This is a genomic window from Streptomyces sp. NPDC014995, assembly GCF_043080745.1.
Lineage (GTDB): Bacteria > Actinomycetota > Actinomycetes > Streptomycetales > Streptomycetaceae > Streptomyces.
Genome location: NZ_JBIBVX010000009.1, coordinates 129,318 through 154,254 on the forward strand (window position 1 = coordinate 129,318; position 24,937 = coordinate 154,254).

Annotated in this window: 23 protein-coding genes and 2 tRNA genes; 17 read left to right on the forward strand and 8 right to left on the reverse strand. The window is 73.2% G+C overall.

Annotated elements, in window-relative coordinates:
• Window positions 1-77: 77 nt before the first annotated feature.
• The gene (locus ACF1A1_RS19555) at window positions 78-464 is read right to left on the reverse strand and encodes a hypothetical protein (RefSeq protein ID WP_392001314.1); all 387 of its coding nucleotides are present in this window, start codon (window positions 462-464) and stop codon (window positions 78-80) included.
• Between the two features lie 266 nt (window positions 465-730).
• On the opposite strand from ACF1A1_RS19555, the gene ACF1A1_RS19560 reads away from it, so the two are divergent.
• A complete protein-coding gene (locus ACF1A1_RS19560; RefSeq protein WP_392001315.1) occupies window positions 731-2,146 on the forward strand; it encodes a hypothetical protein in 1,416 nt (471 codons plus the stop codon).
• Window positions 2,147-2,350: 204 nt separating this feature from the next.
• Here ACF1A1_RS19560 and ACF1A1_RS19565 read toward each other — a convergent pair whose 3' ends face one another.
• Window positions 2,351-2,944: a histidine phosphatase family protein gene (locus ACF1A1_RS19565; protein ID WP_392001317.1), complete on the reverse strand. Its 594-nt coding sequence runs from the start codon at window positions 2,942-2,944 to the stop codon at window positions 2,351-2,353.
• A gap of 189 nt (window positions 2,945-3,133) precedes the next feature.
• Here ACF1A1_RS19565 and ACF1A1_RS19570 point away from each other — a divergent pair, with 189 nt between their 5' ends.
• The 7 genes from ACF1A1_RS19570 (at window position 3,134) to ACF1A1_RS19600 (ending at window position 9,466) form a co-directional block, all read left to right on the forward strand.
• A complete protein-coding gene (locus ACF1A1_RS19570) occupies window positions 3,134-4,120 on the forward strand; it encodes a phosphatase PAP2 family protein (protein ID WP_392001319.1) in 987 nt (328 codons plus the stop codon).
• A complete protein-coding gene (locus ACF1A1_RS19575) occupies window positions 4,071-5,192 on the forward strand; it encodes a hypothetical protein (protein WP_392001595.1) in 1,122 nt (373 codons plus the stop codon). The genes ACF1A1_RS19570 and ACF1A1_RS19575 overlap by 50 nt, the downstream gene beginning before the upstream one ends.
• Window positions 5,183-6,772, forward strand: coding sequence for a hypothetical protein (locus ACF1A1_RS19580; protein ID WP_392001321.1), 1,590 nt, complete (start codon window positions 5,183-5,185; stop codon window positions 6,770-6,772). The genes ACF1A1_RS19575 and ACF1A1_RS19580 overlap by 10 nt, the downstream gene beginning before the upstream one ends.
• Complete coding sequence (locus ACF1A1_RS19585) at window positions 6,769-8,109, forward strand: AAA domain-containing protein (RefSeq protein WP_392001322.1); 1,341 nt, start codon at window positions 6,769-6,771, stop codon at window positions 8,107-8,109. Before ACF1A1_RS19580 ends, ACF1A1_RS19585 begins: the two co-directional genes overlap by 4 nt.
• Window positions 8,110-8,289: 180 nt before the next feature.
• Window positions 8,290-8,658: a hypothetical protein gene (locus ACF1A1_RS19590; RefSeq protein ID WP_392001324.1), complete on the forward strand. Its 369-nt coding sequence runs from the start codon at window positions 8,290-8,292 to the stop codon at window positions 8,656-8,658.
• A 141-nt stretch (window positions 8,659-8,799) separates the two neighbouring features.
• The gene (locus tag ACF1A1_RS19595; RefSeq protein WP_392001326.1) at window positions 8,800-9,402 is read left to right on the forward strand and encodes a bifunctional DNA primase/polymerase; all 603 of its coding nucleotides are present in this window, start codon (window positions 8,800-8,802) and stop codon (window positions 9,400-9,402) included.
• A tRNA-Lys gene (locus tag ACF1A1_RS19600) sits at window positions 9,393-9,466 on the forward strand. The genes ACF1A1_RS19595 and ACF1A1_RS19600 overlap by 10 nt, the downstream gene beginning before the upstream one ends.
• Window positions 9,467-9,642: 176 nt before the next feature.
• Here ACF1A1_RS19600 and ACF1A1_RS19605 read toward each other — a convergent pair.
• Complete coding sequence (locus ACF1A1_RS19605; RefSeq protein ID WP_392001328.1) at window positions 9,643-10,905, reverse strand: M6 family metalloprotease domain-containing protein; 1,263 nt, start codon at window positions 10,903-10,905, stop codon at window positions 9,643-9,645.
• 314 nt (window positions 10,906-11,219) lie between these two features.
• Between ACF1A1_RS19605 and ACF1A1_RS19610 the strand changes: the two genes are divergently transcribed.
• Entirely contained in the window at window positions 11,220-13,148 is a 1,929-nt protein-coding gene (locus ACF1A1_RS19610) for a putative bifunctional diguanylate cyclase/phosphodiesterase (RefSeq protein ID WP_392001329.1), read from the forward strand.
• Here ACF1A1_RS19610 and ACF1A1_RS19615 read toward each other — a convergent pair.
• From ACF1A1_RS19615 to ACF1A1_RS19625, 3 genes are all read right to left on the reverse strand, one after another.
• A complete protein-coding gene (locus tag ACF1A1_RS19615) occupies window positions 13,127-14,200 on the reverse strand; it encodes an LLM class flavin-dependent oxidoreductase (RefSeq protein ID WP_392001596.1) in 1,074 nt (357 codons plus the stop codon). The two genes, ACF1A1_RS19610 and ACF1A1_RS19615, sit on opposite strands and share 22 nt — an antisense overlap.
• Window positions 14,201-14,425: 225 nt before the next feature.
• Window positions 14,426-15,157 carry an aspartate/glutamate racemase family protein gene (locus ACF1A1_RS19620; protein ID WP_392001330.1) on the reverse strand — a complete coding sequence of 244 codons (732 nt, stop codon included), beginning with the start codon at window positions 15,155-15,157 and terminating at the stop codon, window positions 14,426-14,428.
• Complete coding sequence (locus tag ACF1A1_RS19625) at window positions 15,154-15,942, reverse strand: decarboxylase (protein WP_392001331.1); 789 nt, start codon at window positions 15,940-15,942, stop codon at window positions 15,154-15,156. Before ACF1A1_RS19625 ends, ACF1A1_RS19620 begins: the two co-directional genes overlap by 4 nt.
• A gap of 262 nt (window positions 15,943-16,204) precedes the next feature.
• Between ACF1A1_RS19625 and ACF1A1_RS19630 the strand changes: the two genes are divergently transcribed.
• Window positions 16,205-17,155 carry a D-2-hydroxyacid dehydrogenase gene (locus ACF1A1_RS19630; RefSeq protein WP_392001333.1) on the forward strand — a complete coding sequence of 317 codons (951 nt, stop codon included), beginning with the start codon at window positions 16,205-16,207 and terminating at the stop codon, window positions 17,153-17,155.
• 16 nt (window positions 17,156-17,171) lie between these two features.
• Window positions 17,172-18,578: an amidase gene (locus tag ACF1A1_RS19635; RefSeq protein ID WP_392001335.1), complete on the forward strand. Its 1,407-nt coding sequence runs from the start codon at window positions 17,172-17,174 to the stop codon at window positions 18,576-18,578.
• Here ACF1A1_RS19635 and ACF1A1_RS19640 read toward each other — a convergent pair.
• Window positions 18,559-19,053, reverse strand: a complete 495-nt coding sequence (locus ACF1A1_RS19640; RefSeq protein WP_392001336.1) for a DUF3830 family protein — start codon at window positions 19,051-19,053, stop codon at window positions 18,559-18,561. The two genes, ACF1A1_RS19635 and ACF1A1_RS19640, sit on opposite strands and share 20 nt — an antisense overlap.
• Before the next feature lie 47 nt (window positions 19,054-19,100).
• Here ACF1A1_RS19640 and ehuB point away from each other — a divergent pair, with 47 nt between their 5' ends.
• From ehuB to ACF1A1_RS19670, 6 genes are all read left to right on the forward strand, one after another.
• The gene (gene ehuB, locus ACF1A1_RS19645) at window positions 19,101-20,015 is read left to right on the forward strand and encodes an ectoine/hydroxyectoine ABC transporter substrate-binding protein EhuB (protein WP_392001338.1); all 915 of its coding nucleotides are present in this window, start codon (window positions 19,101-19,103) and stop codon (window positions 20,013-20,015) included.
• Complete coding sequence (gene ehuC, locus ACF1A1_RS19650) at window positions 20,012-20,656, forward strand: ectoine/hydroxyectoine ABC transporter permease subunit EhuC (protein WP_392001339.1); 645 nt, start codon at window positions 20,012-20,014, stop codon at window positions 20,654-20,656. Before ehuB ends, ehuC begins: the two co-directional genes overlap by 4 nt.
• Window positions 20,653-21,303, forward strand: a complete 651-nt coding sequence (ehuD, locus tag ACF1A1_RS19655; RefSeq protein ID WP_392001340.1) for an ectoine/hydroxyectoine ABC transporter permease subunit EhuD — start codon at window positions 20,653-20,655, stop codon at window positions 21,301-21,303. The genes ehuC and ehuD overlap by 4 nt, the downstream gene beginning before the upstream one ends.
• Window positions 21,293-22,075 (forward strand): ectoine/hydroxyectoine ABC transporter ATP-binding protein EhuA, encoded by a 783-nt coding sequence (gene ehuA / locus ACF1A1_RS19660; protein WP_392001342.1) that lies wholly within the window; start codon window positions 21,293-21,295, stop codon window positions 22,073-22,075. Before ehuD ends, ehuA begins: the two co-directional genes overlap by 11 nt.
• Window positions 22,076-22,270: 195 nt before the next feature.
• Window positions 22,271-23,029 (forward strand): IclR family transcriptional regulator, encoded by a 759-nt coding sequence (locus ACF1A1_RS19665; RefSeq protein WP_392001344.1) that lies wholly within the window; start codon window positions 22,271-22,273, stop codon window positions 23,027-23,029.
• A 101-nt stretch (window positions 23,030-23,130) separates the two neighbouring features.
• Window positions 23,131-23,204 (forward strand) — tRNA-Lys (locus ACF1A1_RS19670).
• Between the two features lie 111 nt (window positions 23,205-23,315).
• On the opposite strand, the gene ACF1A1_RS19675 is transcribed toward ACF1A1_RS19670, so the two are convergent.
• On the reverse strand, window positions 23,316-24,935 hold the full coding sequence (locus ACF1A1_RS19675; protein ID WP_392001345.1) for an AMP-binding protein: 1,620 nt from the start codon (window positions 24,933-24,935) through the stop codon (window positions 23,316-23,318).
• Window positions 24,936-24,937 lie beyond the last annotated feature (2 nt).

A 24,937-nucleotide genomic window follows, 5' to 3' on the forward strand; every position in this document is an offset into this window, starting at 1 on the left:
ACTGCCCACTGCCCACCGGCACTGTCCCCCCCCCGCCGGTCACCGCCCACGGCACCTGCCCGCCCCCTGGTCACCGCCTACCGGCAGTTGTCCGCCGCCTCGATCGTCCGTGCCGCTTCCCCCAACGCCCGCCGCAGCACCGCCGGATCCGTCGCGAGGTCCGCCTCGCCGGGCGGGACCAGCCAGTCCGAGCCCTCGGCCAGGGGCTCGGGGGCGAGTCTCAGTCCTCTCCCGTCGGTCCCCGTGCAGGTGCTCCCCGGGACGTCCCAGGCGGCCGCGGTTCCCGGTGGCACGAGGAAGGCGAGTGTGCCGCCCCCGTCGTCGTGCAGCACGGGCCCCACCGTGTCCCCGGTTCCCCTGCGCAGGATGTCGACCGCCTCCAGCCCGTGCCGGGTCGGCACCGTCACGAGGTCCCAGGCCGCCACCGACGGCGCACAAGGATCGTTGCTCTGGCTGGTCTCCATGCCGGCCTCCACCACGCAGCCCTCTTGCAGTCCACAGGACTCAACGCGGCACGCCGTCAAGGGCTACGGCGGAAGTCCGCCGCAAAGGATGGCAGTTCATGGCAGATCCTGGATGACATATCCGGTTTGTAGCCAAACACTGCGTGGCGGCCCGGCTACAGCAGGTACGTTCATGCCCGCCGGAAACCAGGGTGAGCGCCTCGAAAACAGCGGTCGGCTCAGTCGGGACCGGCATGGTTCGACGGTTCGCACGAGAGGACCCGGCCATGGCGTCGTCAACGGTGACCCCACCCCGGCCCAACCGGCCACCACGGCCCAACCTCGCCTTCCGGCAGGCGCGCGGGCAGCGCTCCCCGGCCGAGTTCGCCGCGCTGGTACGGCGGGCCGCCCACGAGATCGGCGAGCGGGTCAGCTGCGACGCGCGCTACATCGGCCGGGTCGAGGCGGGGGAGATCCGCTGCCCCAACTACGCGTACGAGCGGGTGTTCCTGCACATGTTCCCCGGCCGCACGCTCACGGATCTGGGGTTCGCGCCCCGCTCGTCCGTACGCGGACGGGGGGCGCGCGCCACCGGGGACGCGCCGGACGCCGATGAGACCCGCGCGGCGTACGAGCCGTACGACCCGCAGGACCCGTACGACACGCACCACGACCACGAGGAGAGCGACGTGCTGCGTCGCGCATTCATGACCGGCGGAGGCGCCACGGTGGCCGCCGCCTCGCTGGGCCCCCTCGGGCTCGCCCTGGACGCATCGGCGGCGGAACGTCCCGTGCGCCGCGCCGGGGCGGGCGAGGCGAGCGCCCTCGAAGAAGCGGTCCGCAGGATCCGGCTGCTCGACGACCGGCACGGCGCCGACGGCCTCTACCGACGGGCGGCGGCCCCCCTGCGCGCCGCGTACGCGCTGCTGGACGCCGGCGCCACCCGGCAGGCCACCGCCGACCGGCTCCACTCGGGCGCCGGTGAACTCGCCATCTCGGTGGGCTGGCTGGCGCACGACTCGGGCCGGTTCGACGACGCGCGCTCGCACTACGCGGAGGCCCTGGCGACCGCCCGGACGACCGGCGACCAGGCGCTGGAAGCGCACGCCTTCTGCAACACGGCGTTCCTCGCACGCGACGCGGGCCGCCCGCGCGAGGCCGTGCGCGCGGCCCAGGCGGCCCAGCGCGTCGCCCGCCCCCTCGGCTCGTCCCGGCTGATGTCGCTGCTCGCGCTGCGCGAGGCGGGCGGCTGGGCGGGGCTCGCCGACCGCACCGGCTGCGAACAGGCACTCGCGCGTGCCCAGGTCCTCTACGGGCGGGGCCCCTGCGACGCCGACCCCGAGTGGATGAGCTTCTACGGCGAGGCCGAACTGGAGGGACTGGAGGCGCAGTGCTGGTCCACCCTGGGCGACTGGCCGCGCGCCGCCCGGCACGCGCGGCGGGCGGCACAGCTCCAGCATCCCCACTTCACCCGGAACATCGCGCTGTACACCGCGGAGCTGGCGGACGACCTCGCGCGCGGGGGGCGGCCGGACGAGGCCGCGGCGGCGGGGATGCGGGTGCTGGACCTGCTGGAGCAGGTGCAGTCGTCCCGGATCCAGACGATGCTGGCGGGGACGGCGAGGGTGTTGCTGCCGCACCGGCGGGCCACGGAGGTGTCGGAGTTCCTGGAACGGCACGCGTCGGCGCCCCGCCAGATCTAGCCACGGGACACGGGACGTCGTGCCGCTGAGGTGAGAGGGTCCCCCGGCGAGAGCGAAGCCGGGAGCCGGGCGGGGCACCCCGCCCGGAGCCGGGTGGGGCACCCCGCGCGCGGGTGAGCGCACCCACCCGCCCGCGGCTGCCGCTGTCACCTGTGGCGCGTGGCCTGTCGCCTGTCACCTGTGGCCTGTGGCCTGTGGCGGTGGCTAGCCCAGGTGTCCCAGGTCGTTCCAGCTCTCGATGGCCGGTTCCCCGTAGGCCCAGCCCAGCACCGACAGCGACGTCGGGTTCAGTCGTATCCGCGCCGCGAAGTCCAGTGGCAGCCCCAGCCATCGCGCCCCGATGGACCGGAGGATGTGCCCGTGGGCGAAGACCAGCACGTCCCGGTCCTCGGCCCGGGCCCAGGCGATGACCTCGTCCGCGCGCGCGGTGACCTCGGCGAGGCTCTCGCCCTCGGGCACGCCGTCGCGCCAGATGAGCCAGCCGGGGCGGACGGCATGGATGTCGGCGGGGGTCATGCCCTCGTAGGCGCCGTAGTCCCACTCCATCAGGGTGTCCCACGCGGTGGCCCGCTCGCCGAAGCCGGCGAGTTCGCACGTCTCGCGCGCGCGTGCCAGCGGGCTGGTGCGGACCTCGACGTCGGACAGGCCGTCGAACGGCGCCCGGTGCAACCGCTCGCCGAGCAGCTTGGCGCCGCGGCGGCCCTCCTCCAGCAGGGGCACGTCGGTCCTGCCGGTGTGCTTGCCGGACAGCGACCACTCCGTCTGTCCGTGCCGGGCCAGCAGGATGCGCGGTGCCATGAGGAACCCTTCCGGGGAAGTCGAAGGCGGAACCCCTCCATCATCGCTCACGCCGAACAGGGGCAACCCGGTGGGCGATCTCAGCGTCTTTGAGGGCCGGGGGCGTCCGGAGCGGGGGCGTTCGCACGCCGTAAAGTGACACCTCCCGTGCCACCGGCGACGCAGTGACAAGAAGGGGGAGGCGATCGGATGCGGCAGACCGAGACACCGGGCACCGAGGCGGCTCCGGGGAGCCGGCTGCGCTGGTGGACCGAGCTGCCGCTGATCCTGTTGGTGTACCTCTGCTACTCGGCGGGCCGGCTGCTCGCGCGGGGCGACGTCGGCACCGCCGTCGACCACGGCCTGGCGATCCTGCGGATCGAGAAGTTCCTGCGCATCAACGCCGAGCACCCGCTGAACCGTCTCTTCAGGAGCGAGGCGTGGATCGGGATACCGGCGGACTTCTGGTACGCGTCGCTGCACTACCTGGTGACCCCGGTGCTCCTGGTCTGGCTGTTCCGCTCCCGTGCGGCGCACTACCGGGCGGCCCGCACCTGGCTGATGACGTCGACCTTCATCGGTCTGATCGGCTTCACCCTGCTGCCCACCTGCCCGCCCCGGCTGCTGTCGGCGGAACACGGCTTCGTCGACACGATGGCCCAGTACAGCGCCTACGGCTGGTGGGGCGGCGAGGCGAGCGCGCCCCGGGGGCTGGGCGGCATGACCAACCAGTACGCGGCGATGCCGAGTCTGCACGTGGGCTGGGCGCTGTGGTGCGGGGTGATGCTGTGGCGCCACGGCGGCACCCGCACGGCGAAGTGGGCGGGCGTGGTCTACCCGCTGGTGACGACGATCGTGGTGATGGGCACCGCGAACCACTACTTCCTCGACGCGGTCGCGGGCGCGGCCGTGATGGGGGCGGGCCTGCTGCTGGCGCCGCTGGTGATGCGCCGGATGGACCGGATCCGGGTCCGGATCCAGGTCCGGCTCGCGGCCCGCGCCCCGCTCGCCGCGGCGCCTGTCCCGTCCGTCTCGATTCCCTCTCCGAGCACGGAGACCTCGATTGTCAGTGGCGGATGCCAGACTTCCACGGGTGAGCGAATTCCACGGCAGCGCGAGTCAGGGTTCGGGCCCGGAGCCGAGCCGGATCCCTCCCCCTCGGACGCGGGGGACGGCACTCCGGCAGCGGCTCGCTGACCTGCGCGGTCCGGACGTACCCGCCAAGGCGCTGGACGCCCGGGCCCTCGCGGCGCTCGCCGCGAACCCGGGCTGCAAGCGGCGCGCGATCCTCGACGGCGCCGGGGTGAACAAGGCGGCGCTGGCGAGCGCGCTGGGCTCGCCGTCGGCCTTCGGACAGTCGCAGTTCGCCCTCACGCGCGGGAACGCGTTCGAGGCCAAGGTGAAGGCGGACGGCGGCGCGGAGCTGCTGCGTCTGGTGCACGAGAAGCTGGACCCGCGCGCCGTACCGCCCGCCGGGGCGAGCGTCCCCGACCTGTCGGCGATCGGCCCCGAGGGCCGCACCGCGCGGACGGCGATGACGCTGCGCGAGGCCGCCGAGGTGCCCGGTACCTGGACGCTGCTCGACCATCCGATGCTCGCGCTCGACGTCGCCGGCTCCCCCGCGTTCCTGGAGCCGGACGCGGTCGTGGTGCATCCGGACGGCAGCTGGACGGTGGTGGAGATCAAGTCGTTCCCGATGCTGGACGGGGCGGCGGATCCGGCGAAGGTCGGCGCGGCCGCCCGCCAGGCCGCGGTGTACGTGCTGGCGCTGGAGGAGATCGCCGCCCGCCTCACCCCGGCGCCGACGGTGCGTCACCGCGTCCTGCTGGTCTGCCCGAAGGACTTCTCCAACCTGCCCACCGCGTCCGCCGTGGACGTCCGCAAGCAGCGCGCGGTCACCAGCCGCCAGCTGGCCCGGCTCACCCGCATCCAGGACATCGCCGACGCCCTCCCGGAGGGCACCTGCTTCTCCCCCGAGCTGCCCGCCGAGCGGCTCACCGCGGCCGTCGAGTCGGTCCCGGCGACGTACGCGCCGGAGTGCCTGGCCGCGTGCGAGCTGGCCTTCCACTGCCGGGACCGCTCCCGCGCGGCCGGCGCGGTGACCACCCTGGGCCGCCCGGTCCGCGCCGAGTTGGGCGGGCTGGCGACGGTCGAGGACGTGCTGGCGGCCGCGCGCGGGGAGGCCGGCGATCCGGACGACCCGGCGGTGGCGGCCCTGCGCAGGGCGGCACAGCTGCGCAGCGAGGCCCTGGAGGCGATGTGTCGCTGATCGCCACCCTCGCCCGCCTCGAGGCCGTCACCACCGGCCGGGCCCAGCCCGCCGCCACCGTCCGGCACCGGCATCTGTCCGAGCGGCCGCTGGTGTTCGTCCCGCTGACCACCGCCGGTGAGGCCGGCGCCCCGCTGGGCGCGCTGGTCGGCACCGACCGGGACGCGCCCCGCCTGCTGGTCGTCCCCCAGCCGCGCGACCGCGACCTGAGGTTCGCGTTCCTGGCCGAACTGGCCGACGTCGTCCTGCCGTACATCGACTCCCACGCCGACGTCGTCGAGGCCGCCGAGCGCAGCGAGACCGACCCGGAGACCGGCAAGCGCGTCAAGGTCGAGGTGGAGCTGTGCGCCGACGCGCCCCAGCTGGTCGTACCGAGCCGCGCGGGCGTCGACTTCGTCCGCCTGCTGGGCCGTTCCATGCGCTTTCGGCGTACGACGGAGCAGGACCCGGAGACGCCATATCCGGCGCCGCCACGCGTGCCGCTGCTCGGGCGGTGGCTGACGCACTTCGGGGAGCGGGCCCGGGTGCCCGGCTCCTCGCTGCTGCTGGCGCTGACGGAGGTGCTGGGCCGGCACTGGGCGACCGGGCAGTCCAGCCTGGAGGACCAGCATCTGGGGGCGCTGCTCGCCTGGATCGACCCGCCCGAGGGGCTGACCGGCGCCGATGCCGCGCTGCGGGCCGAGCTGGCGCGCGACGCCGAGGGTCAGTTGCTGTGCCCGCCGGCCGGTCCGGCGACCGACCCGGCGTTCGACAACAAGCTGCTCGCCCCGGCCATCGAGCGCTACGACCGGGCGCGCACCGCCCTGGCCGCCGCCGAGGACGGGTTGCAGGCCGACGACCGGCTGGGTGAGCTGACCGCCGCCGAGCGGCGGATCCGCGACCTGGTGCGGAGCCGGACGCTGCCCACCTGGGACGCGGTGTGGCGCGGGCTGGACCTGCTGCGTGCGCTGCCGGAGGGGGCGCACGTCGAGGAGCGGTGGACGCGCGACCGGTGGTCCTTCACCGGCCACCGCGACCGGGTCCTGGCGGGCGAGCCGCCGCAGCCGCGCCGCGACGACGCGGTCACCGCGGCCAACAAGCTCGCCACACGCGAGCGCGAACAGGCCCGTCTGGAGGCGCAGGAGGCCCTGGACGACCCGCTGGTGATGGCGGGGCGGCGGCTGGCCGGGGAGGCGTTCGCGGGCGAGGTCGTCGACGTCGTCATGGCGTACAGCGAGGGCAAGCGGCCGAGTCCCCGCCCGCTGGTCACGGTGCGTACGGAGGACCGGCCGCACCTCGGGGAGCGGGCGAGGGTGTTCCGGTCGCTGGGCGGGAAGCCGCAGGCGGCGGAGTACGTCGGCCAGGAGGACGAGGGTCTGCTGGTGCTGCGGATCGTCGACAGGATGGGCCGCGGCAAGGAGCCGGAGCAGGGGTCGGTGCCCGAGAAGGGCGACCGGGTGTGCTTCACGCTCTTCGAGCACGAGCAGCGCGGCGGCGCGAAGCTGCCCGACCCGGAGGAGACGCCGTGGACGCACGGTGGGCCGCCCGGGGAGCAGGTCTCCGAAGCCGCCGACCCCCTCACCGAGGAGGACACCCTGTGACCACCGAGGCCGCCTTCGACCCCGGTACGGCCGCCGCCCGCGCCACCGACGCGATCCTCCACGACACGCTGCACGGCGCGGCACGCGGTGTGGTCGTCGACTCCCCGCCCGGTGCCGGCAAGTCCACGCTGGTGGTCCGCGCGGCCCTGGAACTCGCCGACGCGGGGCGCCCGTTGATGGTGGTCGCGCAGACCAACGCCCAGGTCGACGACCTGGTCCTGCGGCTCGCCGAGAAGAGCCCCGAGCTGCCGGTGGGCCGCCTGCACAGCAGCGACACCGACGCCTACGACAAGGCGCTGGACGACCTGCCGAACGTACGGAAGTCGGCGAAGGCGGGTGACCTGACCGGGCTGCCCGTCGTCATCTCCACGGCGGCGAAGTGGGCGCATGTGAAGGTCGACGAGCCGTGGCGGCACGCGATCGTGGACGAGGCGTACCAGATGCGCTCGGACGGTCTGCTGGCCGTCGCGGGGCTGTTCGAGCGGGCGCTGTTCGTGGGCGATCCGGGGCAGCTGGACCCGTTCGCGATCGTGGGCAGCGAGCAGTGGGCGGGCCTGTCGTACGACCCGTCGGCCTCGGCGGTGACGACGCTGCTGGCCCACAACCCGGGCCTGCCGCAGCACCGGCTGCCGGTGTCGTGGCGGCTCCCGGCGTCGGCGGCGCCCCTGGTCTCGGACGCCTTCTACCCGTACACCCGGTTCCGCAGCGGCACGGACCACGGCGACCGCCGGCTGGCCTTCGCCGTGCCGTCGGACGGCTCCGGTCCCGACCGGGTGATCGACGAGGCGGCGGAGTCGGGCTGGGGCCTGCTGGAGCTGCCCGCCCGGCACACGCCCCGCACGGATCCGGAAGCGGTACGGGCCGTCGCGACGGTCGTCCGTCGCCTGCTGGACCGGGGCGGCGCGGCCACCTCCGAACGCTCCCCCGTCCCCTCCCCGCTGACCGCCGACCGGGTCGCCGTCGGCACGGCCCACCGCGACCAGGCGGCGGCGATCCGGGCGGCCCTCGCCGACCTGGGCGTCACGGACGTCACCGTGGACACGGCGAACCGGCTCCAGGGCCGCGAGTTCGACGTCACCGTCATCCTCCACCCCCTCTCGGGCCGCCCCGACGCCACCGCCTTCCACCTGGAGACGGGCCGCCTCTGCGTCCTCACCTCCCGCCACCGGCACGCCTGCATCGTGGTGTGCCGCGCGGGAGTGGGCGACCTGCTGGACGACTATCCGTCGACGGAGCCGGTGCAACTCGGGACGCTCGTGAAGTTCCCGGACGGCTGGGAGGCGAATCACTCGGTACTCGCCCACCTGGCGGAACACCGGATCACCTGGCGACCATGACCGCACCACCGCACACGCTGGGCTTCGGGCCACGGCACCCACTCGGCTCCGGGAGCCCTGAGAAGGGAGGTCAGGCGCCTCGTGCGAGCGGGTTCGGCGTCCCCTTGCGCCGCCGGGGGACAATGGAAGGTGGTCCGCTCACCAGTGGTGCCATTCACGACCGTACGAGGAGGAGAAGACATGGCGGAGCACACGCCGCGTCGGAACGAACCGCGGCTACGCCCCGCGCCCCTGCTCTTCGAGCCCGCGGAAGCCGCCGGTGATCCGGAGCACTTCTTCGATCTGGAGTCGATCGACGACCCTCAGGCGCTGCTGGCGCGCGCCACGGAACTCACCCAGGCGTTCCGCGCGGCGGCCGACCGGGCGGTGGAGTTCCAGGCCATGGCGGCGGCCCAGCTCGCCGACCCGCGCCGGTTCGACCGGCTGACGCCCGCCGCCATCGCCGAGCGGGCCGAGTGGACCGAGGACTACGCCAAGAAGATGGTCGAGTTCGGGCAGGACCTGCTGCGGGGTGACGTCGAGGGGCGGGGGCACGTCGACCCCGTGTAGCCGAGGGCGCTCCCCCGAGCCCACGGCGCGTACCGCACCGGCATATGCCAGCCGGGCAAGATACCCCCTCCGGCCCCCTCCCGTCCCCGTTTCCCGCAACCCAGGGAAATCGTCCGCTCACGCCGGGTAGACCTGGATCCCATGAGCAGCGCATGGGACGCCCACCTCACCGATCACGCCGCCGGAGTCACCCCGGACGGCGCCGCCTGGCTGGCCTCCGCCGGCACGTATCCCCGCAGCACGCTCGCCCTCTGGGAGGAGCGGCCGCACGCCCCGGTCGTCCTGCCCTGCGGTTCCGTCTTCGACGTGGTGAGCGCGCCCGCGATGTTCGGGCGGCTGATGCTGGACCGGCTGTGGGGCGAGGGACCGGGCTCCGGGCCGGTGGCCGCGTTCCGCGGGCGGACGCTGCTGTTCGCCGCGCCGGGGACGGCCCAGCGGCTGCCCTCGCTGCTGGAGTGGGAGGAGTGGAGCGCCGACGGCCGCCCGAACGGCCGTACGGGCACCGTCCCGCCGCTGCTGTGCCACGGCACCGGCGACGCGGTGACCGTGCCGCCCCCGCTCACCTCCCCGCAGGACGCCGCCACCCGCTGGATGGTCGCCCCCGACACCCGCCACCCGTGGCTGCCGGGCCCCGAAATCCTGCTCTGGGCGGCCGTCCGGGCCGCCCGGGCAGCCGTGCGGATATCGATTTCTCACCCCGCCGACCAGGGTGCTAAGGTCTACGACGTCAGCAGGCGCCGCTAGCTCAGTTGGTTAGAGCAGCTGACTCTTAATCAGCGGGTCCGGGGTTCGAGTCCCTGGCGGCGCACGACACGAAAAGGCCCCTCGCGCGAGCGAGGGGCCTTTCGCGTACACGGGAACCCCCATGCCGGAACACCCCTGTTCCCGGACGCCTGCACCGGGGCGCCTGCACCGGGCGCCCGCACCGGTCCGCGTTCACCGGTCCGCGCCGCCGCCCCACCGCTCCGCCACCCCCGGCCACAACTACGCGGCAGTGATCTTCACGGTCCACGACCCCGTCACCGTCCTCCCCTCCACCTCCACCCGCACGTCCGCCCCCGGCACCGTGAAGCTCTCACCGAGGGCGACCGGGGCGTCCGCGAGGGGTGGGTAGACGGACTCCTGCCAGCAGGCCTCCGTGCGGGGGTGGGCGTCGATCACCTCGACCGGGCCGCGACCGGACTCCGCGCCGTTGTGGACGCGGTAGACGAGGATCCCGGAGCGGCAGGCGGAGCGGTCGTTGCCGATCGGGCCGCGCGCCTCGAAGGCGAGGACGCTGCCGGTGCCGGTGCGGACGACCGCGAGCTTGGTGCCGTTGCCGAGGCCGAAGGCCGGCGCGCCGAGGGCTCCCGTGACCGGGACGCCCGGGCCGGCGCTCAGGGGCTCCAGCGTGAGCCGGGTCGCCGCCCCCGTGGGCACGCACGCCACCTGGCGCTGCTCCAGCCACCCCAGCTTCCACTTGTGCCAGGCGAAGAGGTCCGGTGCCAGCCCGAACTGGCTGCCCATCAGGTCCCAGTCGCCGACGTGCGTGTCCCAGTCGCCCTTGCCGTCCGTCGGGCGGCGGTAGAGGTCGGGCAGGTCGAAGACATGGCCCGTCTCGTGGGCGAGGACGAGCCGGTCCGGCGGGTGCTGCTCGAAGACCGTGACGATCCGGCGGATGTCGGTGCCGTCGGCGCGCAGCGGGTGGTCCATGTTGACGACCTTGGTGGCGTCGGAGTCCACGCCGGGGGCGTCCGGGTCGGCGACGAAGTAGACGACGTCGTAGCGGGAGAAGTCGACCCGGCCGTCGGCGGCGGCGAGCGCGTCGCGCAGGTAGGCGGCGCGTCGCTCGGCGCTCCAGTCCCGCCGTATGGCGTACGCGGTGGACGGCTTCGGCATGCGGATCCACTGCCGCAGTGGATGCGCGGTGAGGGTGAACCTGCCGTAGGACGCCTGACGGAAGTAGTCGCTGGTGGCCGGGAAGTGGTCGGCGGCGAGTGCGGCCGGGGAGGTCATCGGGGCCCAGTCCGGGAAGGACAGGAAGATCATCACCGCGTCGAGGTTCCGGTCCGGCTGCGGATAGGCGGTGTTCCAGGTGTCCAGGCCCTCCGAGTGGTGGGCCTCGGTGCGCTTGAGGGCGCAAGGGAGCACCGAGAGGGGTTCGGCGACCGAGGGGCCGGTGACGAGGGAGGTCGCGGCGAGCGCCGAGAGGGTGGTGAACACGGCCGCGGTGCTGCGCAGTCGGGGACGCGGAAGCGGTCGCGACACAGGGACCTCCGGGAACGGTTCAACGGGACACCGCACCCAGCCTGTGTGGGTTTGTCACATTACGCCCTGTTTACCTGCCCCAGACGAGTGAAGGGAGAAAAGCGGGCATCACTACCGACACCCCCGGAATCCTCACGGAACGTCACAAGTGGGCGCCCGTCCGCAGAACCGGCCCACCTGGGGGCAGAAACGATCTGTCAGAAGCGTGGGGGTTCCGGGACACTGGACAGTGGCTGCGCGAGTCCGGGGCCAGCCTCTATGATCGGCACACTTTCCTGCGCGGACAGAGATCGAGTGCACTGCGGGAGCGAGCGGTGAGCGGAACGTCCGAAGGGCCGACGCCCGCGGCAGACCTCGACCGGTCGGCCGTCACAGAGAGTGACATCGAGGCCTCTCCTCGTGGGGAGGCCACGGCAAGCACGGAAGGCGCGGCAGAAGCGGAAGGCACCGAAGGCGCGGCGGGCACGAGAGGCGGGGACGCCACGAACGGCTGGGAAGACCTCGACGGCGGTTCGCCCGCCTACCGTTCCGTCTTCACGTCCGCTCCCCTCGCCATGGCGGTGGTCGACCGCGAGGGCCTGGTCATGGACGCCAACGCGGCGCTCGGCACGCTGCTCGGCGGAGGGGCCGAGGGCCTGGTCGGGCGGGTGGCCGCCGATCTGCTGGACCTGGCCTCCGACGCCCGCACCTGGCACGCCTACCGCGAGGTGCTCCGCGGCCGCCAGGCCAGACTGCGCTGCACCCGACGGCTGAAGCAGCCCGACGGGCGCTCGCTGTGGGCGCAGGTCACCGTGGCACCGCTGGACGGCGACGCGTCCGGCATCCTGCTGTCCGTCGCCGACATCAGCGCCCACCGCGACCTCCAGGCGCGGCTGCGCCACCTCCAGATGCACGACCCGGTGACCCGGCTGCCCAACCGCACCCTGTTCTTCGAACGGGTGTCGGCCGCGCTGGAGGCGGAGTCGTACGAGCAGAGCGGGACCGGCCGGATCGGGCTGTGCTATCTGGACATCGACGGGTTCAAGGCGGTCAACGACACCCTCGGCCACCGGGTCGGCGACCGGTTGCTGGCCGCCGTGGCCGAGCGGCTGACGGAGTGTGCGCAGGAAGCGGGGCGGACCCGGCCGAGCGTGCCGCTGGTGGCGCGGCTCGGCGGTGACGAGTTCGCGCTGCTGGTGGAGGACTCCACCGGCACCGAGCAGCTCGCGGACCTCGCCGAGTCCGCGCTGAAGGCGCTCCAGGCGCCGTTCGACCTGTCCGGGCAGCGGCTGAACGTCTCCGCGTCGATCGGGGTCGTCGAACGGCACGCGGCCGGCACCACCGCCACCGGGCTGATGCAGGCCGCCGACACCACGCTGTACTGGGCGAAGGTGGACGGCAAGGACCGCTGGACGCTGTTCGACCCGGAGCGCAACGCCCATCTGATGACCCGCCAGGCCCTGGCCTCCACGCTGCGCCCCGCCATCGAGCGGGGCGAGTTCCGTCTGGAGTACCAGCCGCTGGTCGGTATGGCGGACGGACGGCTGCGCGGGGTGGAGGCGCTGGTGCGCTGGGACCACCCGCGGTTCGGGATGCTGCCGCCGAATCGGTTCGTCGCGCTGGCCGAGGAGGACGGCTCGATCGTGCCGCTCGGCCGCTGGGTACTGGCCACCGCCTGCCGGCAGGCCCGCCGCTGGCAGCTGGAGCGTCCCGACGAGCCGCCGCTGTTCGTGAGCGTCAACGTGGCGGTCCGTCAGGTGTGGGACTCCGACCTGGTGTCGGACGTGGCGGAGATCCTCGCCGAGACCGGGCTGGCCCCGCATCTGCTCCAGCTGGAGCTGACGGAGTCGGCGGTGATGGGCTCGGCCGGACGGCCGCTCCAGGCGTTGCAGGCGCTCAGCGACATGGGCGTGAACATCGCCATCGACGACTTCGGTACCGGCTACTCCAACCTCGCGTACCTGAGCCGGCTGCCGGTGTCGGTGCTGAAGCTGGACGGGTCGTTCGTGCGCGGCTTCCAGTACGAGGGAGCCGGGGCGCCGCCGAACCCGGCCGACCAGGTCGTCGTCGAGGCGATGATCGACCTCGCGCACCGGCTCGGGCTGACCGTCACCGCCGAGTGCGTGGAGACCGCCGCGCAGGCCACCCGGCTGAGAAGCATCGGCTGTGACACCGGGCAGGGCTGGCTGTACTCCCGCCCGGTGGCACCGGACCGCATCTCCGAGCTGCTGGCGTCCGCGTCCTACGCGGTCGGCAACCCGTAGGCGTCCGCGACGAGTTCGTAGGAGCGCAGGCGCAGCTCACCGCGGTGGGCGTGGCTGGTGAGCATCAACTCGTCGGCGCCGGTGCGCTTGTGGAGGTCGTCGAGCCCCGAGCGGACCTCGTCCGCCGTGCCGTGGACGATGTTCGCGGTCCAGGAGTCGACGAACTCCCGCTCCAGCGGGCTGTACGCGTGGGCCTCCGCCTCCTCGGGGGAGGGGAACAGACCGGGGCGGCCGGTGCGCAGGCGGACCATGTTCAGGCCGGTGGCCAGGACCTGACGGCGGGCCTCGCGCTCGTCGTCGGCGGCGAGGACGGAGACGCCGATGAGGGCGTACGGCTCGTCGAGGACCTCGGACGGCCGGAAGTGCTCCCGGTACAGGTCGAGCGCGGGGATCGTGTTCTGCGCGGAGAAGTGGTGCGCGAAGGCGAACGGCAGGCCGAGCAGGGCCGCCAGGCGGGCGCTGAACCCGGAGGAGCCCAGCAGCCAGACCGGCGGACGGTGCCGGGACTGGACGCCACCGGGGGAGGTCGCCTGGACCGGGCCGGGCACCGCGTGGATACGGCGGTAGGGGTGGCCGTCGGGGAAGTCGTCGTCCAGGAAGCGGGTCAGCTCGGCGAGTTGCTCGGGGAAGTCGTCGGCGCCCTCGCCCGGCCGGTCGGTGCGGCGCAGGGCGGCGGCGGTGGCGCCGTCGGTGCCGGGGGCGCGGCCGAGGCCGAGGTCGACGCGGCCGGGGGCGAGGGCCTCCAGGGTGCCGAACTGCTCGGCGATCACCAGCGGTGCGTGGTTGGGCAGCATGACGCCGCCCGAGCCGAGCCGGATGCGGTCGGTGTGGGCGGCGAGGTGGGCGAGGATCACGGCGGGCGAGGAGGAGGCGACGCCCGGCATGGAGTGGTGCTCGGCGACCCAGTACCGGTGGAAGCCGCGCGCCTCGGTGAGCCGGGCGAGGTCGACGCTGGTGCGCAGGGCGTCGGTGGCGGTGCGGCCGGAGCCGACGGTGACCAGGTCGAGAACGGACAGGGGGACGGGGGCGGTGCCGTGCGCCACGCCTCGGATCTCGTCGTCGGCCGCCGTCGCGCCGGCCGGGGGCCCGCCTGCCGCCGTCCGCTCCGCCGTCCCGTCCGACGGCTTCTCACCCGCCGTCTTCTCACCCGCCGTCTTCTCGCCTGCCGCCGTCTCGTCTGCCGCCACGGGTTCCTCCTGGTCTCGGCCTGCGGTGTCCTCGGACCAGCAACAGGAGACAGTCCCCGTTTGTTCCCGTGCCGCCGCGCGCCGAGCCGGTCACACCTGCACGATCGGCTCCCGCGTGAACAGCGACCCGAGGCCGGGCGCGTTCACCCGCCGGTCCGCCAGGCGCAGCGCCTCCCAGACCGTGACCTGGTTGGCGGTGAGGACCGGCTTGCCCAGCTCCTTCTCCAGGGCGGGCAGGTACGCGGCCGTGTGCAGGGCGGTGTCGGGCAGCAGGACCGCCTGCGCGCCGGGGTCGTCGGCCGCCCGGGCCAGCGCGAACACCTCGGCCTCGCCCCAGGTGCCGACCTCGGCGGCCGTGACGATCCCGGAGCTGTGGACGCCGGTCACCTCCAGGCCGCCGACCCGCAGGAACTCCGTGAAGAGCTCCGCCACGTCGTCCGGGTAGGTGGCGCCGACGCCGACCCGGCCCGCGCCGATCTCCTGGGCCGCGTGCACGAAGGCGAAGGAGGTCGAGGAGGCCGGCATCCCGGCGGCCCGGGCCAGCGTGCGCACCTGTTCCTGGGCGCCGTCCCAGCCGTGCACGAAGCCGCCGCTGGTGCAGGCCCACACGATCGCCTCCGCGCCGGACAGCCGCAGTTGCTCGACGCCCGCCGCCAGCCGCTCGGGCGCGCCGATCTGCCGCAGCGCGTCCACCCGGTGCGCGTCCTCACCGATGTCCGTGTGGACCAGGTCCACCCGGATGTCACTGCCCAGGAGCTGCTCGATGCGGGGGTAGTCGTCCTCGGCCGAGTGGCCCGGGTAGAGGAATCCGAGTGCGGTCATGTCCAGCCTTCCTGCTGTTCTTCGGGCAGTACGGGAGGCCACTGCCGCGCCCCCTCGTCCAGCAGAGCCTGGTACGGCCCCACGGCTCGGGTACCCATTCGGCGCAGCGCCGCCCACATGGTCACCTGGTTGGCCGAGATCACCGGTATGCGCAGCTCCGCCTCCAGTTGGGGGATGACGTCGTACGTCGGAAGGTTGGTGCAGGAGATGAACAGCGCGTCGGCGGCAGCGGTGCGCACCGCCCGCCGGGCCATGTCGGCCACGTCCCGGTACGGCACCTTCCAGATGTGCCGGGTCAGGCCCATGAACGCGCACCCGGTCACCGTGACGCCCGCCTGCCCGACGTACTCCTGAAGGGCCCGGGTCACCGACTCGGTGTACGGGGTCACCAGGGCCACGCGGAGCGCGCCGAGCTCCGCCAGCGCCTCCAGGAGGGCGCCGGACGTGGTCACGGAGGGCATGGCGCCGGCCCGGGTCATCGCCTCGCACATCGCGCGCTCCCCGGCGAGCCCGCCGACGAAGCTGCCGGAGGCGCAGGCGTAGGCGACGGTCTCGGGGGTGACGGCGATCAGGGCGCGGACGGCGTCACCGAGCGTCTCGTGCTCGCTGACCCGACGGGCGAGGTCCAGACTGACCTCGACGGGCACGTACGGGGTACGCGTGAGGTGGAGCGAGATGTCGTCGGGCGTCCAGCGCCACAGCTCGCGGTCGAGCGCGAAGTCGAAGGGGGCGACGACGCCGAGGCCGCGCTGGGCGCGGGGGCCGCCGAGAAAGGTGACGTCCATGGCGGGCACCGCCCTCACCGGGAGACAGGATGCGGCAACGGGCCGTGTCGACGGCCGTGTTGACGACGGTAGGTTCGGGTGCGAACGTGGTCAATCCGTGCACGTCAGGCCCTTGGTCACCGGGGTCGGGTCCCTGGTCGCGCACGTCCGGGCCCCCGGTCCGGTACGTCAGGCCCCCGATCACGTACGCGGGACCCCGGGTCGCGCCGTTCACGCCTGTCACGCCCGTCACGCCCGTCACGCCCGAGGAAGGGGCATCCGGATGTCCGCCGTCCCCACGCTCCTCGTACTCGACGCCGACCCGCCGCCGCGGCTCGGCCGGCTCACCGGGCGGGCCCGGGTGGTGCGCACCGGCGAGGAGGGCCTCGCCGCGCGGCTGCCGGAGGCGGACGTGCTGCTGGTGTGGGACTTCACCTCGCACGCGGTGCGGGCCGCCTGGCCGGGCGAGGGCCCGCGGCCGCGCTGGGTGCACACGGCGAGCGCCGGTGTGGACCACCTGATGTGTCCGGAGCTGGCCGCGTCGGACACGGTGGTGACGAACGCCCGCGGTGTCTTCGACGAGCCGATCGCCGAGTACGTGGCGGCGCTGATCCTGGCGATGGCGAAGGACCTGCCGCTCACCTGGGAGCTCCAGCAGCGGCGGGAGTGGCGGCACCGGGAGGGCATTCGGGTCACGGGCACGCACGCCGTGGTCGTCGGCTCGGGGCCGATCGGCCGGGCGATCGCCCGCACGCTGAAGGCGCTGGGCGTGACCACGGCGGTCGTCGGCCGCGTCCCGCGCACCGGCGTCCACGGACCCCAGGACCTGGACCGCCTCCTCGCCCGCGCCGACTGGGTGATCGCGGCGGCCCCGCTCACCGAGCAGACGCACGGCATGTTCGACCTGCGCCGCTTCGGCGTGATGCAGCCCTCCGCCCGGTTCGTGAACGTCGGCCGGGGACAGCTCGTCGTCGAGGAGGCGCTCGTCCAGGCGCTGGAGCGGCGGTGGATCGCCGGTGCCGCGCTGGACGTCCTCGCGACCGAGCCCCTCCCCGCGGACAGCCCGTTGTGGCAGGTGCCGGGGCTGCTCGTGTCCCCGCACATGAGCGGTGACACCGTCGGCTGGCGGGACGAACTCGGCACGCAGTTCGTGGAGTTGTTCGAGCGGTGGGCGGCGGGCCGGCCGTTGCGGAACGTGGTCGACAAACAGCGCGGGTACGTGCCCGGACACTGACGTCCCTGGAGGGTGCATGACGGACCTCACCACCATGACCGCGGGGCGGCTCCTCGACGGCTACCGCGAGGGCGAGTTCGGCCCGGTGGAGGCGGCCCGGGCGGCCCTGGAGCGGGCCGAGCGGATCCAGCCGGAGGTGAACGCGTTCGTCCGCCTCTTCCCGGAGGAGGCCCTCGCGCAGGCGCGCGCCGCGGAGGAACGGTGGCGGCGCGGGGAGCCGTGCGGACCGCTGGACGGGGTGCCGGTCACGGTCAAGGACATCCTGCTCCTCGAGGGACACCCGACCCTGCGCGGCTCGACCACCGTGGACCCCGGAGGCCGTTGGGACGAGGACGCCCCGTCCGTGGCCCGGCTGCGGGAGGCGGGCGCGGTCTTCCTCGGCAAGACGACGACCCCCGAGTACGGCTGGAAGGGCGTCACCGACTCCCCGCTCACCGGCGTCACCCGCAACCCGCACGACCCGGCCCGCACCCCGGGCGGCTCCAGCGGCGGCAGCGCGGCCGCCGTCGCCCTCGGCGCGGGCCCGCTGTCGCTGGGCACGGACGGCGGGGGCAGCGTCCGCATTCCGGCCGCGTTCTGCGGCATCTTCGGCCTGAAACCGACGTACGGCCGCGTCCCGCTCTACCCGGCCAGCGCCTTCGGGACGCTCGCGCACGTCGGCCCCATGACCCGGGACGCGGCGGACGCGGCCCTGCTCCTCGACGTGATCGGCGTGCCCGACTCGCGCGACTGGTCGGCGCTGGGCCCGGCCGGCGGGTCCTTCACAGCGGCGCTGGGCGGGGGAGTGCGGGGGCTGCGGGTGGCGTACTCGCCGTCCCTGGGCGGCCAGGTCGCGGTGCGCCCGGCGGTCGCGGCGGCGGTACGGCGGGCCGTGGAGCGGCTGGCCGGGCTCGGCGCCTACGTCGAGGAGACCGACCCCGACTTCACCGACCCGGTGCACGCCTTCCACACCCTGTGGTTCGCCGGGGCGGCCCAGGTGACCCGGCGCCTTCCGCAGGAGTCGCTCGATCCCGGGCTGCGGGAGATCAGCGCCGAGGGCGCCCGGTTCACCGCGCTCGACTACCTGGCCGCGGTGGACGTCCGCATGGAACTCGGCCGCCGTATGGGCCTCTTCCACGACACCTACGACCTGCTGCTCACCCCGACCGTGCCGATCACGGCGTTCGAGGCGGGGGCGGAGGTGCCGAAGGGCTCGGCACACCGGCGCTGGACCGGGTGGACGCCGTTCACCTATCCCTTCAACCTCACCCAGCAGCCCGCCGCCACCGTCCCGGTGGGGACGGACGGTGACGGGCTGCCGGTGGGGCTCCAGATCGTGGCCGCCCGGCACCGCGACGACCTCGTGCTACGGGCGGCGCACGCGCTGTACGAGGCCGGGGCCGCCTTCTCGCCGGCGGGGCGGGTCACCTCCTGCGGAAGCTGAGCGTCTCCCCCGCCGCCCCCGTCCGCCACAGGTCGTTGCAGGCCTCGGCCATCGCCTCCAGGCCCTCGACGACCTGGCCCCAGACGATGCCGGGGACCCAGCCCACGTCCCCGTTGAGGAGCAGGTTGTTGCGCTCGTAGAACAGGGCGAGGTCGACGACCGTGGTGCCGGCGCGGACCTCGCGGTCGTAGCCGTAGGCGCGGGTGCCCAACTCCGCTCCGGAGAAGGAGAAATAGCAGAGATCTCCGGGGATCGGAGTAACTGTCGGGTTTTCCAGGGGCGGTTCCCGTTCCGCGAACGGCGGGAAAAGGGCGTAGATCTCGTTGCGGGCGTACTTCGCGTGGTAGACGTCACCGGTGAGCGGCAGGGCGTTCCAGACGGCGGCGCAGGTGACCGGGGCGCGGTCTTCCAGCAGTTTTGCCGTGCAGTGGATTCCCCGCGCCATCAGCGATACGTCGATGTAGCGGTCAGCCATGGGTTCCATGGTGCATAACTCGCGTGGTCTCGGGTAGCCGCGCCGCCATGGCTCCACCGAACAGGCACGTCAGACAGAACGCACACATGACGAAACCCACACGCCGGTCGCTGCTCGCGGGGGTGGCGGCGCTCGGCGCGCTGGGCACGACGGGCTGCGCGCGCGTGGCCACGGCCTCCTCCGCACCGGGCGGCGACCTGCTCGAGCGACTGCGCGCGCAGGGTGTCGTACGGCTCGGCATCGCGGGTGAGATTCCCTTCGGATACATCGACAGGGACGGTCGACTCACGGGCGAGGCACCCGAGTTGGCGAAGGTGATATTCAAGCGGCTCGGGGTCGACACGGTGCAGGCCGTGCCGACCGAGTTCGGGTCGCTCATTCCCGGGCTGAATTCCCAGCAGTTCGACGTGGTGGCCGCCGGGATGTACGTCAATCCCGAGCGTTGCGAGCAGGTGATATTCGCCGATCCCGACTATCAGATGCTGGATTCCTTCATCGTCCGGAAGGGAAATCCCAAGGATCTTCACAATTACCAGGACGTCGTGAAGAAGAAGGCGCGGTTCGCGACCGGCACCGGGTACGCCGAGATCCAGTACGCCGTCGACGCGGGGTACGAGGAGAGCGACATCCTCATCGTCCCCGACCAGGTCGCCGGCCTGAACGCCGTCGAGGCGGGCCGGGTCGACGTGTTCGCGGGGACCGCGCTGACCGTCCGCGAGGTGGTGAAGAAGTCGGCCAAGACGGAGGCGACCAAGCCGTTCGCCCCGCTCGTCGACGGCAAACCGCACGTGGACGGCGGCGCGTTCGCGTTCCGGCCGACGGAGACCAAGCTGCGGGACGCCTTCAACGTCGAGCTGCACAAGCTCAAGAGGAGCGGTGAGCTCTTCCGGATCCTGAAGCCCTTCGGGTTCACGGAGGCCGAGATGACCGACCTCACGGCGAAGGAGCTCTGCGGCGGATGACCTCGGGACTCTGGGAACTCGTCCTCAAGGGGATCTGGACGACCCTCCAACTGCTGGTGTTCAGCGCCCTGCTGGGGGCGGCCGTCTCCTTCACCGTCGGGATCGCGCGCACCCACCGGCTGCGGATCGTCCGCTTCCTCGCGGGCTTCTACACCGAGGTGTTCCGCGGCACCTCGGCCCTCGTCATGATCTTCTGGGTGTTCTTCGTGCTGCCGCTCGCCTTCGGCTGGCAGCTGGTGCCGATGTGGGCGGGCACGCTCGCCCTCGGCCTGACCTACGGCGCGTACGGCTCGGAGATCGTGCGCGGCGCGCTCGGCTCCGTCGACCCCGCGCAGCGGGAGGGCGGCATCGCGCTCGGCTTCACGCCGGCCCAGCGGATGCGCAAGATCCTGCTGCCGCAGGCGGTGCCGGAGATGATCCCGCCGTTCTCCAACCTGCTGATCGAGCTGCTGAAGGGCACCGCGCTGGTGTCGGTCATGGGCATGGGCGACCTCGCCTTCAGCGGCAACCTGGTACGCCTCGCGCTCCAGGAGAGCGCGGAGATCTACACGTACGTGCTGCTCATCTACTTCGTGATCGCCTTCCTGCTCACGCGGGTGATGCGAGGGCTCGAGCGCCACCTGAAGGCGGGTGTCCGATGAACTGGGACTGGAGTGCCGTCGGCGACTTCATGCCGCTCTTCTGGGAGGGGCTGGGGGTCACCCTTCAGGCGTTGGTCCTCGGCTCGCTGATCTCCTTCACCCTGGGGCTGGTGTGGGCGCTGCTGATGCGGACGCCGACCCGGTGGGTGCAGTGGCCGGTCGGGGTCGTCACGGAGTTCGTCCGGAACACGCCGCTGCTGGTGCAGCTGTTCTTCCTCTTCTACGTGCTGCCCGAGTGGGGCCTGACCCTGTCCGCGATGGCCACCGGCGTCCTCGCGATCGGCCTGCACTACTCGACGTACACGATGCAGGTCTACCGGGCCGGCATCGACGCGGTGCCCCCCGGCCAGTGGGAGGCGGCGACCGCGCTGAACCTGTCGAGGACCCGGACCTGGCGTGCGGTGATCCTGCCGCAGGCGGTCCGCAGGGTCGTGCCGGCCCTCGGCAACTACGTCATCGCGATGCTCAAGGACACGCCGATGCTGATGACGATCACCGTCCTGGAGCTGCTGGGCCGGGCTCGGCTCTTCTCCCAGGAGCACTTCCAGTTCACCGAGCCCGTCACGGTGATCGGCGTGGCCTTCATCGTCATCTCCTACCTCGCCGCCCTCCTCCTGCGCACCCTGGAGCGACGCCTTGTCCGTTGAGACCAGCAAGACCCCCGTCGACAGCACCCCCGAGAGCACCGAGCTGATACGCCTGGACCAGGTCACCAAGCGGTTCGGGGACAACACCGTCCTCGACCACCTGGACTTCCGCGTGGAGCCGGGCAAGCACGTCACCCTCATCGGCCCCTCCGGCTCCGGCAAGACCACGATCCTGCGGCTGCTGATGACCCTGACCAAGCCCGACGAGGGCACGATCACCGTCGACGGGCAGCGGCTCTTCCCGGCGCCGGAGAAGCAGGTCCGCGAGGTCCGCAAGAAGATCGGGATGGTGTTCCAGCAGTTCAACCTGTTCCCGAACATGAGCGTCCTGAGAAACGTCACCGAGGCGCCGGTGAGCGTGCTCGGCCTGTCCAAGGACGAGGCGGAGGAGCGGGCGCGCGAGCTGCTGGACCTGGTGGGCCTCGGCGACAAGTGCGACGCCAAGCCGTCCCGGCTCTCCGGCGGCCAGCAGCAGCGGGTGGCGATCGCGCGGGCCCTGGCGATGCGGCCGCAGGTGCTGCTCCTCGACGAGGTGACCTCGGCGCTCGACCCCGAGCTGGTCGCGGGCGTCCTCGACGTCCTCCGGGACATCGCCCGCTCCACCGACATCACGATGCTCTGTGTGACCCACGAGATGAACTTCGCCCGGGACATCTCGGACCAGGTCCTGATGTTCGATTCCGGCCGGGTCATCGAGGCGGGCCCGCCGGAGAAGATCTTCAGCGACCCGGAGCAGGAGCGGACCCGGGAATTTCTCAGCGCCGTGCTGTGACTACGGGTTGTGATCGCTCGATCACCGCAGGTCTCGGCGGCGGTTCATGCCGTCGGCATGTGCCGCCGGATCATAGACGCAGTTGAGAGAGACGCAATCTCGTGAACAGCCGCTCACCACGAGCGGTCCGCCCCTTATCGTGGAGGGGATTCGCTGCAAGGATCACGGCCCAATGAGCGAGCGCAGGGGGAAACCGTGGCGCTGAAGCACGAGCCGACCACTCCACACCACTCGGCCCAGGACGCCCTGCGCGTCCTGGAGACGGTGGCCCGGCACACCACCGGCGTCACCGACGCCGAACTCGCCCGCCAGACCGGCCTCGGCACGGAGCGACTGACCCCGCTCCTGCGGATGCTGCGGCGCGAGGGATACGTCGAGCAGATCACCGACGGGGCGTACGTCACGGGGGACGCCCTGACCCGCCTGGGCTCCGCGCACCACCGCGAGCGGGCCCTGCGCGAGAAGCTCCAGCACACCCTGGACCGGCTGCGCGACTCCGTCGGCGCCGCCGTCTACATCAGCCGGTACGTCGACGGCGAGGTCACCATCACCCAGTACGCCGACAGCCCGGCCACCCCCGCGGTCCACGAGTGGGTCGACTTCCGCTCCTGCGCGCACGCCACCGCGCTCGGCAAGAGCCTCCTCGGCCAGCTCGACCACAACGGCCGGCGCGACCACCTGTCCCGGCACAAGATGGCCCGCCTCACCTCGCGCACCATCACCAGCGACAAGCTGCTGCTCTCCCGCCTGGAGTCCCAGCCGCCCACCGTGCCCCACCTCGACCTCCAGGAGTACGCCGTCGGCACGGTCTGCGCGGCCGTCCCGATCACCGCCGGATCCACCGCGGGCTGCCTGGCGCTCTCCCTGCCCGTCGAACACGCCCACCGGCTGCGCCAGGCCGCCGACACCCTGAACAGGCACGCGGCACCCGTCCTGCTGTCACTGGCGATCTAGCCCCCGCCGGGATCCCCCCGGCGGGCGGTCCGAACCACCCCTGCGGACCAGGTACTATTTTCTCCGTCGCCGGCCGCCGAGAGGCGGAGGGCGGGAGTCATGCGCCGCTAGCTCAGTTGGTTAGAGCAGCTGACTCTTAATCAGCGGGTCCGGGGTTCGAGTCCCTGGCGGCGCACGATGACGATGGCGGCTTGTGTTCGCGCACTGTGCGAACACAAGCCGCCATCGTCGTGTTCGCGCGACCTCGCCGCGCGTGGTGGGGGGCTCCGCCACCCACGCACCCCCCTCAGACCCGGCCTCTCGTCCGCACGAGGGGTCCTTCGGCATCCTCCCGGGTCAGCCTCCGGTACGCCCGCTCCCCCGGAGGCCGCCACCACACCGGGTCCGCGCACCACGGGCCCTCCCTCCGGAGCCGCGCCCGGTGGATCTTGTTCGTGGCCGTGACGGGCATCCGCCGCACCACCCGCACGAACCGGGGGGCCATCTTCGTCCCCAGGTCGGGCTGGGCGAGCAGGAACGCGGCGAAGGAGCCCGGCTCGAAGTCCCCGGCGATCGTCGCCATCACCTGGTCCCCGGTCACCGGGTCCGGCACCGCGTACACGGCGACGGCGTCGGCCCCGTCGTACCGGGCGAGGATGTTCTCGATCATCGCGGCGGCCAGGTTCTCGCCGTCGACGCGCAGCCGGTCGTCGGCGCGGCCCGCGAAGTGGAGGAAGCCGTCGGCGTCCCGGAAGAAGAGGTCGCCGGTCCAGTACCAGCCCGCCCTGAGCCGCTCGGCGTCCGCCTCGGGGTTGCGCCAGTAGCCCTCGAAGGGGTTCGGGCCGCGGTTCACCAGTTCCCCGATCGCCACGTCCCCGTTCAGCAGCCGCCCGGCCGCGTCGAACACGGCCGGCGGGCACTCGGCGTGGGTCTCCGGGTCGAGGACGACGAGACCGGGTCCCGCCCGGCCGACCGCGCCGGCCGGGGTCCCCGGCGACCACTGCACCGCCGCACCGCCCTCCGACGACCCGTACCCCTCCACCAGCCGCGCCCCGAAGCGCCGCTCGAACGCCGCCGCGTCCGCCGGCCCCGCCTCGGTGCCGAAGCCGAGCCGCAGCCGGTGGTCCCGGTCGTCCGGGCCCGGCCCGGTGGCCAGGACGTACTGGATCGCCCGGCCCACGTAGGTGAAGTACGTCGCCCGGTAGCGCCGTACGTCCGCGAGGAAGCCGGACGCCGAGAAGCGGCGCCGCAGCGCCACCCCCGCTCCGGCCGCCAGGGCCGGTGCCCAGTCGGCGATCACCGCGTTGCCGTGGAACATCGGCATGCACACGTAGTGCACGTCGTCCGGTGTGACGCCGAACCGCCCGGCCAGTGAGCGACCGGCCGCGGTCAGCCGGCCCTGGGTGCAGATCGCGGCCTTGGCGGCGCCGGTCGAGCCGGAGGTGAAGTAGAGGAGCAGGCGGTCGGCGGGCGTGGCGCGGGAGGGGTCGGGGCGGGCGTTCGCGTAGGGGGCGAGCAGAGCCGCGTACTCCTCGGTGCCGGTCACCAGGAGCCGGACGCCCGGCAGGTCGAGGCCCTCGGTCAGCGGCAGGTGGGCCCGCTCGGTGACCAGCAGGCGGCACTCGGTGTGCAGGATGTCCCGGGCCAGTTCCGGGCCGCGCCGGGTGGGGTTGATCCCGGCGACCGCCGCCCCCGCGAGCGCGGCCGCGCCCAGCCACAGCGGGAACTCCGCAACGTTGTCCAGCAGGACCCCGATGTGCGGCGGCCCGCCCGGCGGCAGCAGGTCGGCCAGCAGCGCCGCCCGGGCCGCGGCGCCGGCCGCGACCTCGTGGTGGGTGAGGGTGTCGTCCGCGCACCACAGCCCCGGCCGGTGGTCGCCCCACCGGGCGTGGACGAGTTCGGCGACGGTGCCGTTCGTCGACTCCATGG

What these genes read in the sequence shown, in the direction of transcription:
- ACF1A1_RS19555 (WP_392001314.1), bottom strand. Translation starts at nt 464, where the DNA reads ATGGAGACCAGCCAGAGCAACGATCCTTGTGCGCCGTCGGTGGCGGCC.
- ACF1A1_RS19560 (WP_392001315.1), top strand. Translation starts at nt 731, where the DNA reads ATGGCGTCGTCAACGGTGACCCCACCCCGGCCCAACCGGCCACCACGG.
- ACF1A1_RS19565 (WP_392001317.1), bottom strand. Translation starts at nt 2,944, where the DNA reads ATGGCACCGCGCATCCTGCTGGCCCGGCACGGACAGACGGAGTGGTCG.
- ACF1A1_RS19570 (WP_392001319.1), top strand. Translation starts at nt 3,134, where the DNA reads ATGCGGCAGACCGAGACACCGGGCACCGAGGCGGCTCCGGGGAGCCGG.
- ACF1A1_RS19590 (WP_392001324.1), top strand. Translation starts at nt 8,290, where the DNA reads ATGGCGGAGCACACGCCGCGTCGGAACGAACCGCGGCTACGCCCCGCG.
- ACF1A1_RS19595 (WP_392001326.1), top strand. Translation starts at nt 8,800, where the DNA reads ATGAGCAGCGCATGGGACGCCCACCTCACCGATCACGCCGCCGGAGTC.
- ACF1A1_RS19620 (WP_392001330.1), bottom strand. Translation starts at nt 15,157, where the DNA reads ATGACCGCACTCGGATTCCTCTACCCGGGCCACTCGGCCGAGGACGAC.
- ACF1A1_RS19625 (WP_392001331.1), bottom strand. Translation starts at nt 15,942, where the DNA reads ATGGACGTCACCTTTCTCGGCGGCCCCCGCGCCCAGCGCGGCCTCGGC.
- ACF1A1_RS19630 (WP_392001333.1), top strand. Translation starts at nt 16,205, where the DNA reads ATGTCCGCCGTCCCCACGCTCCTCGTACTCGACGCCGACCCGCCGCCG.
- ACF1A1_RS19635 (WP_392001335.1), top strand. Translation starts at nt 17,172, where the DNA reads ATGACGGACCTCACCACCATGACCGCGGGGCGGCTCCTCGACGGCTAC.
- ACF1A1_RS19640 (WP_392001336.1), bottom strand. Translation starts at nt 19,053, where the DNA reads ATGGCTGACCGCTACATCGACGTATCGCTGATGGCGCGGGGAATCCAC.
- ehuB (WP_392001338.1), top strand. Translation starts at nt 19,101, where the DNA reads ATGGCTCCACCGAACAGGCACGTCAGACAGAACGCACACATGACGAAA.
- ehuC (WP_392001339.1), top strand. Translation starts at nt 20,012, where the DNA reads ATGACCTCGGGACTCTGGGAACTCGTCCTCAAGGGGATCTGGACGACC.
- ehuD (WP_392001340.1), top strand. Translation starts at nt 20,653, where the DNA reads ATGAACTGGGACTGGAGTGCCGTCGGCGACTTCATGCCGCTCTTCTGG.
- ACF1A1_RS19675 (WP_392001345.1), bottom strand. Translation starts at nt 24,935, where the DNA reads ATGGAGTCGACGAACGGCACCGTCGCCGAACTCGTCCACGCCCGGTGG.